The sequence below is a fragment of the Rhodococcus sp. WY5 genome, assembly GCF_018588185.1.
GTDB lineage: Bacteria > Actinomycetota > Actinomycetes > Mycobacteriales > Mycobacteriaceae > Rhodococcus_F > Rhodococcus_F qingshengii.
Genome location: NZ_JAAMPR010000001.1, coordinates 5,961,301 through 5,975,742, shown reverse-complemented (window position 1 = coordinate 5,975,742; position 14,442 = coordinate 5,961,301). Strand labels below are relative to the sequence as shown.

At 64.4% G+C, this 14,442-nt stretch carries 11 protein-coding genes; 9 read left to right on the top strand and 2 right to left on the bottom strand.

What is annotated here, in order from left to right; all coding sequences use genetic code 11:
- The first annotated feature begins 198 nt into the window (after positions 1 to 198).
- The 5 genes from G4D79_RS27570 to G4D79_RS27550 all read left to right on the top strand — a co-directional run bounded on the left by G4D79_RS27570 (position 199) and on the right by G4D79_RS27550 (position 8,325).
- On the top strand, positions 199 to 2,496 hold the full coding sequence (locus tag G4D79_RS27570; protein ID WP_007726688.1) for an IniB N-terminal domain-containing protein: 2,298 nt from the start codon (positions 199 to 201) through the stop codon (positions 2,494 to 2,496).
- Between the two features lie 123 nt (positions 2,497 to 2,619).
- On the top strand, positions 2,620 to 4,488 hold the full coding sequence (locus tag G4D79_RS27565) for a dynamin family protein (RefSeq protein ID WP_214514597.1): 1,869 nt from the start codon (positions 2,620 to 2,622) through the stop codon (positions 4,486 to 4,488).
- Complete coding sequence (locus G4D79_RS27560) at positions 4,485 to 5,969, top strand: dynamin family protein (protein ID WP_042452229.1); 1,485 nt, start codon at positions 4,485 to 4,487, stop codon at positions 5,967 to 5,969. The genes G4D79_RS27565 and G4D79_RS27560 overlap by 4 nt, the downstream gene beginning before the upstream one ends.
- Before the next feature lie 104 nt (positions 5,970 to 6,073).
- The gene (locus tag G4D79_RS27555) at positions 6,074 to 7,657 is read left to right on the top strand and encodes an MFS transporter (RefSeq protein ID WP_214514596.1); all 1,584 of its coding nucleotides are present in this window, start codon (positions 6,074 to 6,076) and stop codon (positions 7,655 to 7,657) included.
- Positions 7,658 to 7,680: 23 nt separating this feature from the next.
- Positions 7,681 to 8,325, top strand: a complete 645-nt coding sequence (locus tag G4D79_RS27550) for an FMN-dependent NADH-azoreductase (protein WP_007726694.1) — start codon at positions 7,681 to 7,683, stop codon at positions 8,323 to 8,325.
- Between the two features lie 19 nt (positions 8,326 to 8,344).
- Here the strand turns inward: G4D79_RS27550 and G4D79_RS27545 are convergent, their stop codons facing one another.
- Complete coding sequence (locus G4D79_RS27545; RefSeq protein WP_042926298.1) at positions 8,345 to 9,349, bottom strand: TIGR03617 family F420-dependent LLM class oxidoreductase; 1,005 nt, start codon at positions 9,347 to 9,349, stop codon at positions 8,345 to 8,347.
- Positions 9,346 to 9,921: a hypothetical protein gene (locus tag G4D79_RS27540; protein ID WP_058038559.1), complete on the bottom strand. Its 576-nt coding sequence runs from the start codon at positions 9,919 to 9,921 to the stop codon at positions 9,346 to 9,348. The genes G4D79_RS27545 and G4D79_RS27540 overlap by 4 nt, the downstream gene beginning before the upstream one ends.
- A gap of 262 nt (positions 9,922 to 10,183) precedes the next feature.
- Here G4D79_RS27540 and dnaK point away from each other — a divergent pair, with 262 nt between their 5' ends.
- The 4 genes from dnaK to G4D79_RS27520 are packed head-to-tail and all read left to right on the top strand — an operon-like array spanning position 10,184 to position 14,232.
- Positions 10,184 to 12,037, top strand: a complete 1,854-nt coding sequence (gene dnaK / locus G4D79_RS27535; protein ID WP_003944365.1) for a molecular chaperone DnaK — start codon at positions 10,184 to 10,186, stop codon at positions 12,035 to 12,037.
- Positions 12,034 to 12,630, top strand: a complete 597-nt coding sequence (gene grpE / locus G4D79_RS27530) for a nucleotide exchange factor GrpE (RefSeq protein ID WP_003944430.1) — start codon at positions 12,034 to 12,036, stop codon at positions 12,628 to 12,630. The genes dnaK and grpE overlap by 4 nt, the downstream gene beginning before the upstream one ends.
- A gap of 22 nt (positions 12,631 to 12,652) precedes the next feature.
- Positions 12,653 to 13,825: a molecular chaperone DnaJ gene (dnaJ, locus tag G4D79_RS27525; protein ID WP_003944329.1), complete on the top strand. Its 1,173-nt coding sequence runs from the start codon at positions 12,653 to 12,655 to the stop codon at positions 13,823 to 13,825.
- Positions 13,822 to 14,232 carry a heat shock protein transcriptional repressor HspR gene (locus G4D79_RS27520; RefSeq protein ID WP_003944355.1) on the top strand — a complete coding sequence of 137 codons (411 nt, stop codon included), beginning with the start codon at positions 13,822 to 13,824 and terminating at the stop codon, positions 14,230 to 14,232. The genes dnaJ and G4D79_RS27520 overlap by 4 nt, the downstream gene beginning before the upstream one ends.
- The last annotated feature ends 210 nt before the right edge of the window (positions 14,233 to 14,442 follow it).

The window sequence follows — 14,442 nt, the reverse complement described above, 5'->3', positions numbered from 1 at the left end:
CTATTCCGACCGGGCGTAGCCCAATGGGGGGCTTCCCCACCTGTCCCTGGAGAAGAGGGGGGTGCTCCCCGTTGGCCCCACTCGCAAAAGTTCTTAGCGTTGATTCCACTCGCTACCTCTGGCAGCGCACCAGTTTCCGGACCACCGGCAACTACCCACCGGCAACAACCCGGTCAACGAACTTCAGGAGAACCCGCCATGGCAACGAACGCCGTACTCGAATTCATCCTCGGGCTACTTCGTGACGACGAGGCAGCTGCCAACTACTGCGCCAACCCGACCGCGGCACTCGATGCTGCCGGTCTGTGCGACGTCAGCCCCGCCGACATCGTCGCGGTCGCTCCGCTGGTCGCCGAGTCCGGACTCTTTGCCGGTGGTGGCGCCGACCTGTCCGCGATCGTCAACGCCGGTGCGTCCGCTGCCGGTGCAATCGGCGGCGGTCTCGGACTCGGCGGTGGTCTCGGTGGTGGACTCACCGGTGGTCTCGGTGGTGGCCTCGGCGGCAGCCTGGGTCTCGGCGCCGGTGCAGGAATCGGAGTCGGAGGCGCCCTCGGCGGCCAGTTCGACCTGGTCGGCGACTTCGCAGCAGCCCTCAGCGCTGCGCTTGCCATCGGTGGCGAGATCAGTGCCGAACTCGGCGCAGCCTTCGGCGCTGTGATCGAAGCCGGTCTCGGTTTGGGCGGCGCACTCGATCTCGAAGGAGCTCTCGATCTGGGCGCACAGCTCAGCGCGGCTCTGGGCGGCGCCCTCGGTGTGACCGGCGGCCTGACTGCGGAGCTGGGAGCAGCCCTCGACGCCGCGATCGGCGCAGTCGGCGGACTCGACCTGACGGCAGGGCTCAGCGGAGCTCTCGCACCCGTATTCGCCATCGGTGGTGACCTCGGAGCCGATCTCGGCCTGGCTCTCGGTGGACTCCTCGGCGGCGCAGCAGACCTCAGCGGTCTCCTTGACATCGGCGGCGAACTGGGCACGAGCCTGACCGGCGCACTGGAATCCGCTCTTGCACTCGGCGGCGGCCTGGATCTTGCCGGCGCTCTGACAGGCGACCTCAGCACGGCATTGTCCGGCGCGCTCTCGGGCGTCCTGGGAGCCGGCGGCACGATCGGCGCCGATCTGGGTGCATCGCTCGGCGGCGTCCTCGGCGCGATCACGGATGTCAGCGTTCTCACCGATATCGCGGGCGGCCTCGATCTCGGTGCTGCCCTGAGTGGCGCCCTCGGCGGAGCACTCGGCGTCGGCGGCGGTCTGGAAACTGCATTGGGCGGCGCACTCGACGCAGCACTGGGTCTCGGCGGCGGACTCGACCTCGACGCCGTACTCGGCGGCGGAGCAGACCTCGGCGCGCAGCTCAGCGCGGCACTCTCCGGCGCCCTCGGTGCCGGGGGAACGGTCGGAGCCGACCTGGGTGGCGCACTCGGTGGACTGCTCGGGGGAGCACTCGACCTCGAAGGCGGTCTCGGCGCAGACCTCGCGGCAGCTCTGGCCGGAGGCGCGAATCTGTCGACGGCCCTCGAGGGTGTTCTCGGTTCGGCACTCGGCGTCGATGCCGGGCTCGCGGGCGGTCTCGGCGGCGCTCTCGACGCAGCGCTGGGCGCAGGCGGACTTACCGGAATCGACCTCGGTGGTGCACTCGGTCTGGGCGGTGAAGCAGGCTTGGCAGCCGGTGTCGCTGCGGCTCTCGACACCGCCCTCGCAGGTGCAGGCGGCTTGGGTGCTGTCGGTTCCGTGGGCACGGACCTGACCGGCGCGCTGGACGGTGCGCTGGGCGCGGGCCTCGGGCTGGGGGGCTCTCTCGACAGCGTTCTCGGTGCCGAAGGTGCACTCGGTGGAGCGCTGGACACGGCACTGAACCTCGGCGGAATCGACACCGGTTCGATCGGTGCCGACTTGCCCTCCGTCGACCTCGGCGCTGTGAACCTCGGCCCGATCTCCGCTGAACTGCCTTCCGTCGACCTCGGAAGCATCGCGGCAGAAGGCCTGAACCTCGGCGGTGTGACCGGCGACCTCGGAGCAACTGTGGGCGGCGCGCTGGACGCAACAGCAGGTCTCGACGCAACAGCAGGTCTCGACGCGGCCACGAACGCTGCGGCTGGTTTGGGTGGGTCGCTCGGCGGCGCACTGAACGGCGTCACCGATCTCGGTGGATCGCTCGGCGGGGCTGTCGGAGCAGTCACCGACGTGACCGGTTCGATCGGAGCCGACGCAGCCGCAGCTGCCGGTGGCACAGTCGACGGCGGCGGTACCGTTGGCGGCGGTGGAGTCGCTGACCTGGGCGGATCCCTCGGTGGAGCAGTGAGCGGAGTGTCCGACCTGACGAGTTCGTTGACCGGTGCGCTGAACCCGTGGTCGTCGATCGATGCGACCGATGCTTTCGGTTCGGGTTCCACTTCGGGTCTGAGCGCCGATACCGAACACTCGCTCTTCGCCGAGGATTCGGTTGCAGCGCCGGTCGATCACATCGACCCGGTTGCGGTTGTCGATCACCTGCATCCCTGATCTGCTGACGCAGGAACTGAAATCGGTCAAAATGACCTGATGTAACAAATCCGGCCCTGCGTGCGCTATGCGTTCGCAGGGCCGGATATTCGAGTCGGGAAGAATTGCGGGTCAACGTAGCTCATGAGTGATTCAGCGAGTCAGGTAAGCAGCCGGAAGGCGCGCGTCGCGTCGTCGACGGCGTCGTTGCTCGAACGAACAGCCGTCGTGGCGAAGGATTTCGGGCGCACGGATCTGGTGCGCCGACTCGAGAACGCTCAGGTGAGAGTCAACGACCCGCGTATTCGCATCGTGGTGGTCGGACCCCTCAAGCAGGGCAAGAGCCAGTTCGTCAATTCTCTGCTAGGCATCGACGTGTGCTCGGTCGGTGACGACGAGACCACGGCCGTGGCGACGGTAGTTCAGTACGCGGAGACCGCGGTCGCCGAACTGATTCTCGCCGATCCGGGTGCGGCGCCCATTCGGGTGCCCCTCCCGCTCGAGGAACTGATGGGGATCACCCCGGCCACGCCTCGCGCCGAAGGGCGTGAGGTTCTGCGTGTGGAAGTGGGTGTTCCCAGTCCGCTGTTGGCCGACGGTTTGGTTCTGATCGACACCCCTGGTGTCGGCGGTCATGGAAATCCTCATGCTGCAGGAACATTGGGATTGATCACTGCGGCCGATGCAGTGTTGGTTCTGTCGGACTCCAGCCAGGAGTTCACCGAACCGGAGCTGGGATTCATCCGCCAGGTCGTCAATCTGTGTCCTGCGGTAGCCGGGCTGATCAGCAAGACCGATCTGTACCCGCACTGGCGGCAGATCCTCGACGCCGATCGCGGACATCTCCAGCGTGCCGGGTTGGATCTGCCGCTCATTCCGATCTCCTCGGTACTGCGCTCGCACGCGCTGAGGCTGGGGGACAAGGAACTCGAAGCGGAATCCGGATTCTTGGACCTCTATCAGTTCTTGCGGGACAACGTCGTTGCGCGTGCCGAATCGAATACTCGACGCGCAGTTGCGATGGATGTGCGTTCTGCGGCAGCGCATCTGACGTTGGAGATGGGCAGTGAGCTTGCGGCGCTGAAGGATCCGTCGACCGCTCAGGCAGCGGTCGCGGGACTGCAGCGTGCCCGGGCAGCGGCCGAGGAACTGCACAAGAAGACCTCACTGTGGCAGCAGAGCCTCGGTGACGGCATCGCAGACCTCGCCGCCGACATCGATCACGACCTCCGGGACCGGTTGCGCCGGGTGACCCGCCAGGCCGAGGAGACGGTCGACGAAGGCGATCCCGGTAAGGACTGGGACGTCGTGGGGGAGTGGCTCGAACAGGAGATCGCCACCGCGATCGGTGACAACTTCGTGTGGGCGCATGATCGCGCACAGTGGCTGGCAGAAGTTGTGGCGCAGCACTTTGCGGAGACCGGTGACGTCGCGCTCCCGCATCTCGACGTCGCCGACACCGACGGTTTCCTGGAACCGGTCGGTGCATTGGCGGACCTCGAATCCGGCCGAATCGGCATCACTCAGAAAGTCCTGGTCGGCATGCGCGGCTCGTACGGCGGCGTGCTCATGTTCGGCTTGATCACCACGATGATGGGCATGGCTCTGGTCAACCCGATCTCCATCGGCGCCGGGGTTCTGCTGGGCACCAAGGCTTATCGTGAAGACAAGCAGGCTCAGGTGCTCAAGCGTCGCGCTGAGGCGAAAGCGGCTATCCGACGGTTTGCCGACGACGTCAGCTTCCAGGTGGGCAAGGAGTCGAAGGATCGCCTACGCCTGGTGCAGCGGCTGTTGCGTGATCACTTCACCGACATCGCCGAGCAGGCGTTGCGCTCGATCAACGAATCCCTCCGCGCCACTCAGGAAGCCGCGCAGTTGGAGTCGAGTGAACATGCCGCTCGGATCAAGCGTCTGGAGACCGACATGCGCGTCGTCGCGGAGCTCGACGCCGTTGCCGGAACGCTGAACGGCGAAACTCCCGCTCCTGCCTCGGCAAAGGTGACCAACGCATGAATGCCACGACCACCGTGACCGCAGTGGAGTCGGCACACGCCCTGATCGACCACGCCAGACGTGCCTACGCCGATCAGCCGCAGACGCGCGCCCAGTTGGAAGAATGTGCGGCCAGGCTCGACGAGCCACTCCGGGTGGCGCTCGCCGGCTCCCTCAAAGCGGGTAAGTCGACGCTGCTCAATTCGCTTGTCGGACAGGATATAGCGCCTACCGACGCGACGGAATGCACACGCGTCGTCACCTGGTATCGGAACGGGACGACGCCGCAGGTGACCGCGACGGCCGAGAACGGTGCCGAGTTCAACGTGCCGGTGACGCGCCGCGACGGAAGGCTCACGTTCGATCTGGGCGAGTACACCGCAGACTCGGTGGACCGCATCGACGTCGACTGGCCGTCTTCGGCATTGGCTCGTACGACGATCATCGACACACCGGGCACTTCGTCGCTCTCGACCGAGGTCTCGGCCCGCACCTGGGACATGCTCGTTCCCGACGGTGAGGCACCAGGCGCGGATGCAGTGGTCTACCTCCTGCGGGCTCTCAATGCCAGTGACATGCAGTTCCTCGGGAAGATCGCGGATCACGTGGGCGGAGAATCCGGGCCACTCGGAGTGATCGGAGTTCTCTCGCGTGCCGATGAGGTCGGCGCAGGCAGGCTCGACGCGTTGTCTTCGGCGAAGGACGTCGCGGCGCGATTTGCCGAGGAGTTGGAGCGAACCGGCCTGTGCCAGTCGGTGGTTCCGGTGGCAGGTCTGCTCGCGCTCGCTGCTCGGACGATGAGGCAGAGCGAGTTCGCGGCCTTCTCGGCGCTCGCGCAGGTTCCGGCCGAGGATCTGAGCCTTGCGCTCCTCTCCGCGGATCGCTTTGCCAGGCAGGACAGTCCGCTGCCGGTCGATGCGGCCATGCGGGCGCAATTGGCCGATCGGTTCGGGCTCTTCGGAATTCGCCTCGCCGTGACGTCGATCAAGTTGGGGGCCACTGATTCACCGTCCCTGGCGGCCGAATTGTTGGAGCGCAGCGGCCTGGACGAACTGCGTCAGGTGATCGACGTTCAATTCGGGCAGCGGGCAGATCAGCTCAAATCGCACACGGCGCTGGTGACGCTGGGAAGAATCCTCGAAGCCGATCCGAGCGAGGAAGGCGATCAGATCGCGGCGGAGGCGCAACGGTTGCTTGCCGATGTTCACGGCTTTCACGAACTTCGCCTGCTCGGGCGTCTTCGTTCGGTACACACGGATCTGCCACCCGACGACCTGGCACAACTGCAAAGACTGATCGGCGGCTACGGAATCCGGGCAAGTGACCGGTTGGGCTGCGAACCGGAAGAATCGCCGGAGGTGCAGCGTGCGCGGGCCACGGCGGCTGTCCGCAGATGGCGCGAGTTGTCCAGACATCCGCTCTTCGACAGGTTCACCTCGCGCGCCTGCCTGGTCGCCGCCCGCAGCGCCGAGGGCGTCCTGGCTGAAATTGTGCCCGAATAGGGACCCGTTCACTATGCGAGCGCCGGACGAGGGTTCTATCTTGAGTTCGGGATGATCCGGACATAACTACCAGGTTCGGGTCCCACCTCGATGGGAGCACGCGCATGGCGAGTGACATCAAGTCCGCTTCACCGGATCGAGCCACCCTCGTCCTGGGGACGCTCATCCTGGTCGCTGCGGTCGCGAACCTCAATCTCTCGGTCGCGAATGTCGCTTTGCCCGATATCGGGCGGGCTTTCGACGCCAGTCAGACGCAACTGAACCTGATCGCGGTCGGCTACTCGCTGGGCCTGGCCGGAACGGTGCTCTACCTGGGGGCCTTGGGAGACCGATACGGCCGCAAGATGTTGCTGGTCACCGGCATGGCGCTGTCCATTCCGGCGTCGATCGTGGCGGGATTCGCCGGGAACTTCGAAGTGCTGTTCCTCGCTCGGATAGTCGGAGGCGTCTCGGCAGGTCTGGCGTTCCCGACCACGCTGGCAATCATCACGGCGTTGTGGGCCGGACCGGCACGAACCAAGGCGATTGCCATGTGGTCGGCAATCGGTGGCGCGATTTCAGCACTCGGTCCGATCGTCTCGGGGGCGCTGCTCGAGCAGTTTCACTGGGGTTCGGTCTTCTTTGTCACCCTTCCCTTGGCCCTTGTGGCACTGATCTGTTCCCTGGTGTTGGTTCCCGCTCACGTCAACGAGACGACCGAGCGAGTCGATCACCTCGGCGGCATAGTGTCGATCGTCTTCATCGGGGCGCTGGTGTTGTCCATCAACTTTGCGCCGGTGAAGGGTTCGGGCACGTTGGCTCTGGTGCTCGGGGCGATAGCAGTTGTCGCGGGTATCGGGTTCTTCCTGCAACAGCGACGCGCGGCCAATCCGCTGTTCGATCTTCACGTAGCTGCGCGCCCGACCTTCTGGGTCGCGGCGGTGGGTGGGTTGGTCGTGTTCGGTTCGCTCATGGGCGCGATGTTCATCGGCCAGCAGTTCCTGCAGAACGTCCTCGGGTACTCGACGCTGGCAGCCGGTGCGGCGATCATTCCGGCTGCGCTGGCGATGGTGATCGTCGCGCCGCGCTCGGCGACCATGATCGAAAGGTACGGCGCCCGCGTCACGCTGCTCGCCGGCTACCTGTTCGTGGTTCTCGGTTTGTTCGTCGCGCTGTTCCTGTGGAACGAAAGCACACAGTATTGGCAGGTCGCGCTGGCCTATGCGCTTGTCGGCATCGGCGTCGGTCTGGCCGGCGCACCGGCATCGCGTTCGCTGACCGGATCCGTTCCCGTGCACCGCGCTGGTATGGCGTCGGGAACCTCGGACCTGCAACGCGACCTGGGCGGCGCCATCATGCAGTCGATTCTCGGCGGAATACTCACGGCCGGGTACGCAAAATCGTTGGGAAATGCGATCTCGTCCTCGCCGAACGCATCCGAAGTGACTCCCGAAACTCAGGCCGCGCTCACCAAATCCTTCTCCAGCGCCGAAGTTCTCGCGGAACGCTACCCGCAATACGCGGACCAAATCATGACCGCCGCCAAAAACGCCTTCCTGGACGGGGATACAAACGCCTACATCGCGGCGATCATCATCGTGTGTGCCGGTGCCGCGGTGGTGACGTTCTTCTATCCGCGTCGCGAGCGCGAACGAGTCCTGCTGGCGCAGTACGCAGCGGAATCCGATCTAGCCGCGGAGAAGAGTTGAGCGCGCTCTGGTAGTGATGAGGGATGCCACAGCTACTTCACATCGATTCGTCCGCCGAACTCCACCACTCGACCTCACGTGATCTGACCGCACTGTTCGCTCAGCAGTGGTCGAAGAACAGTCCGGATCACACGACGGTGACGTTGGACCTGCACCGGGATCCCTTGCCGCACCTCGCGGACGCGGCCCTGCACTATGCACCACGCTTGCGAGTCGAGGGCGAGATTCCGGATCCCGCCGCGGAAGCACTCCAGGCTCGGGTCATCGAGCAACTTACCGCTGCAGACGTCGTCGTGATCGGTGCGCCGATGTACAACTGGTCGATCCCGTCCACGTTGAAGGCGTGGATCGACTACGTACACGTCCTGGGGACTACGGTGCCTTTCGACACGCGTACTCAGCCTCTGGCAGGTAAGCCGGTGGTGATCGTCTCCAGCCGCGGAAACACCTATGCGCCGGGCTCGGGAAACGAGGCCAACGATCACACCGTCCCGCCACTCGTTCAGGTGCTCGGGGTGTCGATGGGAATGGATGTCTCCGTCATCACCGCGGAACTGACTTTGGCGCAACGTATTCCGGCGATGGCACCTCTGATCGAGCAGGGTGACGCGAGCCTGCGTGCTGCCCGGGAGTCGTTGACCGAGCTGGCCCGTACCTTGGGGGCCTGATCAAGAAGTTCGACCGGGTTCAGGTGAGAGACGAGATCATCGACGCCACGTCTGACGGTTCTACGTCGTAACCGGGGAAATAGCAGCACACTTCGTCGGCATGTTCGCCGAACCGCCGCCGAATCTCGGTGGCGCACTCTTCGGGAGTGCCGACGACGGCGAGTGTGGTCAGCATCGGATCGGTGATCAGCGACGCCATCTCGGTGTAGCCACCTCGCTTCGACAGGGCATTGAGTTCCGGTTGGACCTCGCCCCACCCTTCGACGTCGAGCACCGGACGGTATGCGGGCGTCGAACCGTAGAACGAGAGCAGGGCTCGGACGCCTCTGGCGGCCGCGGCAAGTTGATCGTCGCCGCGGCCGACGCCGACGATGACCTGCGGGATGATCGTGAATTCGTCTCGGGTGCGGCCGGATTCGCGAAGACCGGCACCGACGGCCGGAAGTGTTCGTTCGAGGAAATGACGTTGCGTGTGGAACGGCATGACCAGTAGTCCGTCGGCCACCTCGGCAGCTGTCCTGGTCATCACCGGTCCGAGCGCACCCATCAGGATGGGCGGCGGCCCATAGGGGTTGGGGCCTGGATCGAACGTCGGAGGCATCAACGTGTGGGTGAAGAACTCGCCGCGGAAGTTCAGCGTCGAGGTGTTCTCCCACGCAGTGAAGATCGCCTTGACCGCTGCGACAGTCTCCTTCATGCGGGCCGCCGGACGCGACCACGTTGCGCTGTAGCGTTTTTCGATGTGCGGTTTGATCTGCGATCCGAGGCCAAGTCGAAAGTGGCCGCGACTGAGCAACTGCAGGTCGTTGGCCGAATGCGCCAGATGCATGGGACTGCGGGGGAATGCGATGGCGACGTTGGTCATCAGGTCGAGGTCGACGGCCGATGCTGCTTCGACGAGCGGGAAGAACACGTCGTGTGGTCCCTCGAACGTGAACAGGCCACCGGCGCCGGTCTCCGCGAGTTCACGGCTACGAGCAGCGCCCGCGCCCGGCGCGGAGTCCAGTTGTACGTGAACCTTCATCGGCGTCCCCGCAGCCAGGTGCTGACACCGGGAGCGAACGGAGCGATCGCCGCCACCGCGACCAGGGCGCAGTAGAGAATCGGACCCCATCTCAGAACTCCGGCGCCGATGTCTGCTGCGCCGTCGACCAGAGACATGAAGCCGAGTCCGGCCGCGATGCTCAGGACTCCCACGATCGCCGTCATCACCCGCCCGGCGTTCTTGCGTGCGCGGAGGAGTTGAAGGCTCAAAAGTGCGAGCAGGACCAGGACGAGAGCGCCGCCGCCGCTGCCGGCGAGTACGACGGTCACGGCATCGGAGATGTCGGTGGACGAGTATCCGGGATTGTCGCGCGCAGTCGATTCTTCGAGAGCCGACCGGACGTCGTCGAGGCTGGTGACTACCACTCCGGCGATTCCGGCCAGGACGACGAACGAGCCGATCCAGGCAGAGGTGGACAATGTCACGGCTTTGGGTGTCTCGTCGCTCGCTGCAGGTCGGAGCGGCCGAACCGAGACGTCGGGTCGCTCGGGTGCCGGGCGTGGAGGTGACGGGCGAGGAGGTCGCGCGGGAGAATTGTCGGGATCGGTCACCGGCCGATCGTAGCCATTCGGAGAGATACGGAAGTGATGTGGCGCACTTTTCCGGCTTTTCGGGGAAGGCGGGAACAAATCTACGTGGGCTGTAGTTGACCATTTCGACAAGCTTGAGCGCCCTCGGCTCAACTTCAAGTTGACTCTCGGCCACGGTCGGAGGCAAACTTGAGCGGAGGACGCTCACCAAGCGAAAAACTCGCGGTCATGTTCGAGATCAACCACTCGGGCAGAGAACCGCAGAACGAAAGGTAGGAACACTATGGCTCGTGCAGTCGGTATCGATCTCGGTACGACCAACTCGGTAGTTGCAGTGCTGGAGGGCGGCGAGCCCGTAGTGGTCGCCAACGCCGAAGGCTCACGTACCACCCCCTCGGTGGTCGCATTTGCCAAGAACGGCGAGGTTCTCGTCGGTCAGCCCGCGAAGAACCAGGCAGTCACGAACGTCGACCGCACCCTCCGCTCCGTCAAGCGCCACATCGGCACTGACTGGAACGTGGAAATCGACGGCAAGAAGTACACGCCGCAGGAAATCAGCGCCCGCACGCTCATGAAGCTCAAGCGTGACGCGGAGGCTTACCTCGGCGAAGACATCACCGACGCCGTCATCACCGTCCCCGCGTACTTCGAGGACGCACAGCGTCAGGCAACCAAGGAAGCCGGCCAGATCGCCGGCCTCAACGTCCTTCGTATCGTCAACGAGCCCACCGCGGCTGCACTGGCATACGGACTCGACAAGGGTGACACCGAGCAGACCATTCTGGTCTTCGACCTCGGTGGCGGCACCTTCGACGTCTCCCTGCTCGAAATCGGCGACGGTGTCGTCGAGGTTCGCGCAACCTCCGGTGACAACCACCTCGGTGGCGACGACTGGGACGAGCGCGTCGTCGCTTGGCTGGTCGACAAGTTCAAGGCTCAGAACGGCATCGATCTGACCAAGGACAAGATGGCCCTGCAGCGTCTGCGTGAGGCTGCGGAGAAGGCGAAGATCGAGCTCTCCAGCTCGCAGAGCACCTCCATCAACCTCCCGTACATCACGGTCGACGCGGACAAGAACCCGCTCTTCCTGGACGAGCAGCTCACCCGCAGCGAGTTCCAGAAGATCACCTCGGACCTGCTCGATCGCACTCGTGCGCCGTTCCAGGCAGTGATCAAGGACAGTGGAATCGCCGTCAAGGACATCGACCATGTCGTGCTCGTCGGTGGCTCCACCCGTATGCCGGCCGTCTCCGATCTGGTTCGTGAACTGACCGGTGGCCGTGAGCCCAACAAGGGCGTCAACCCGGACGAGGTCGTCGCCGTCGGCGCCGCACTCCAGGCCGGTGTGCTCAAGGGTGAGGTCAAGGACGTTCTGCTCCTCGACGTCACGCCGCTTTCCCTCGGCATCGAAACCAAGGGTGGCGTGATGACCAAGCTCATCGAGCGCAACACCACGATCCCCACGAAGCGTTCCGAGACCTTCACCACCGCTGACGACAACCAGCCTTCGGTGCAGATCCAGGTCTTCCAGGGTGAGCGCGAAATCGCTTCGCACAACAAGCTGCTCGGCTCCTTCGAGCTCACCGATCTGCCGCCCGCCCCGCGTGGCGTTCCGCAGATCGAGGTCACCTTCGACATCGACGCCAACGGCATCGTGCACGTGACGGCGAAGGACAAGGGCACCGGCAAGGAAAACACGATCAAGATCCAGGACGGCTCCGGTCTGTCCAAGGAAGAGATCGAGCGCATGGTCAAGGACGCCGAGGCTCACGCCGAGGAAGACAAGGCCCGTCGCGAAGAGGCAGAGGTTCGCAACCAGGCCGAGTCGCTGGTCCACCAGACGGAGAAGTTCGTCAAGGAGCAGCGTGAAGGTGAGAACGCGGGCAAGGTCTCCGAGGAGATCCTGACCAAGGTCGAGGCAGCGGTCAAGGACGTCAACGACGCCCTGGCAGGCACCGACATCGCTGCAGTGAAGACCGCAGTGGAGAAGCTGGGCACCGAGTCGCAGGCTCTGGGCCAGGCCATCTACGAGGCTTCCGCTGCAAACGAGGCCGGAAACACCGACGGCGCAGGCAATGACGACGACGTCGTCGACGCCGAGGTTGTCGACGAGCCCACCGACTCGGACAAGAAGTGACCTCGGACAACCCCGAGAACAACCCGGTCGACCCCGAGACCGGTGCACAGGGAGAGGCGGCGGGGGAATCCCTGCCGCCGCTCGACTCGGAAGACACAGGGGTAGTTCAGGAAGCAGAGTCGATCGTGGAGGAAGCATCCGCCACCGATCAGCTCGCCGAACGGACTGCGGATCTGCAGCGACTTCAGGCGGAGTTCACCAACTACCGTCGTCGCGTCGAGCGTGACAAGCAGGTCATCAAGGAAACCGCGCGGGCTTCGGTCATCACCGAGCTCATCGGAATTCTCGACGACCTGGATCGCGCTCGGGCACACGGTGACCTCGAATCGGGTCCACTGCGTGCACTCGCAGACAAACTCAACACGACCCTGACGGGTCTGGGTTTGACCGACTTCGGCAGCGAGGGTGACGATTTCGATCCCGCACTCCACGAAGCGGTGCAACATGAAGGCGAAGGCCACGACCCCGTACTCGGGACGGTCATGCGCAAGGGATACAAGCTCGGCGACCGGGTCCTTCGGACCGCAATGGTGGCCGTGACGGACCGGGTAGGCGACAAGCCTGCAGACGGTTCAGAACAAGAAGCGAAGTAAGAGTGAGAGGAGGAGACGCCCAGTGAGTCAACGGGAGTGGATCGAGAAGGACTTCTACAAGGAGCTGGGCGTCTCGTCCACCGCGACGGCCGACGAAATCAAGAAGGCGTATCGCAAGCTGGCTCGGGATCTTCATCCCGACGCCAACCCTGACGATGCGAAGGCCGAAGAGCGTTTCAAGTCCGTCAGTGAAGCTCATGCCGTTCTGTCTGACCCGGACAAGCGCAAGGAGTACGACGAGGCTCGGCGCCTCTTTGCCAGCGGCGGCTTCGGCCCCCGCGCGCAGGGCGGCGGCGGATTCAACCCCGGCGCTGGTGGTTTCGACATCAACGACCTGTTCGGCGGCGGGGCCGGTGGGCAGGACTCGGGTCTCGGAGACATCTTCGGCGGATTGTTCAACCGCGGGGGAGCGGGCCAGCGAACAGCTGCGCCCAACCGCCCGCGTCGAGGCAAGGATCTCGAGACCGAGACGACGCTCGCCTTTCGTGAAGCAGCGCTCGGTGTCACCGTCCCTCTTCGTCTGACCAGCCCTACGTCGTGCACCACGTGTCACGGCAGCGGCGCAAAGCCAGGCACCAGCCCGCGAGTGTGCCCACATTGCAACGGAACCGGCGTGGTCAGCCGGAACCAGGGCGCCTTCGGATTCAGTGAGCCGTGTGACGATTGCCGGGGAACCGGCTCGATCATCGACTCGCCGTGTGAAGACTGCCACGGTAGCGGAGTCACCAATCGCACACGGACCATCACGGTTCGCGTGCCTGCCGGTGTGAGCGACGGTCAGAAGATCAGACTCAAGGGCAAGGGCGAAGCGGGACTCCGCGGCGCTCCGGCCGGCGACCTGTTCGTCAACATCCGCGTCAAGCCGGACAGTGTCTTCGGACGCAACGGCGACGACCTGACACTGACGGTTCCGGTGAGCTACGGCGAGCTGGTGCTGGGAACGACACTGTCCGTGCCGACTTTGGAAGGCCGTGTCGGAGTGAAGGTTCCGGCTGGAACGGTGGACGGACGCATTCTGCGAGTTCGCGGACGCGGTATCCCCAAGCGGCCGGACGGTGCCGGTGACCTTCTGGTCACGGTCAAGGTATCCGTTCCGCAGAAGTTGGACGACCCGGCGATCGAAGCGCTGAAAACCTATCTCGAAGCCGAGAAGGCGAGCGGGTTCGATCCACGGGCCGGGTGGGCCGGTGCATGATGACAGAGCGACCGCAGAATCAATGGGATGCGACGGTCGATCCTGACGCTCAGATCTTCGTGATCTCGGTGGCAGCCGAGTTGGCCGGAATGCACGCGCAGACTTTGCGTAACTACGACCGACTCGGGTTGGTCACCCCGCATCGAACCACCGGTGGCGGACGACGCTACTCTCCGCGCGATGTTGCGCTTCTTCGTGAAGTACAACGGCTTTCGCAGGACGAGGGAGTCAACCTTGCCGGAATCAAACGAATCATCGAACTGACCAACCAGGTCGAGGCTCTGCAGCATCGCGTCCGCGAATTGGCCGAGGAGATCGCGAAAGTCCATGCGGGCTATCGCCGGGATCTCGTGCCGATTCCGCGCAACAACGCGTTGGTGGTCTGGAAGCCCCGCAACCAGCGATAGTCGGACCTTTACACAAACGGCTCCACGCCCTGTCGGATTCATTTCGTCGAATCCGCCAGGGCGTGGAGCCGTTTCGGCGTTTCCACCCAGCGGGAAGAGATCTGTCGACGCCGCCTCAATGTGCATAGCGTCCGCTTCCATGACTCCACTTTTCAGCGTTTGACGTTATCCAGATCACATTCTATGCTCCATCCCAAGCAACTGCTTGCT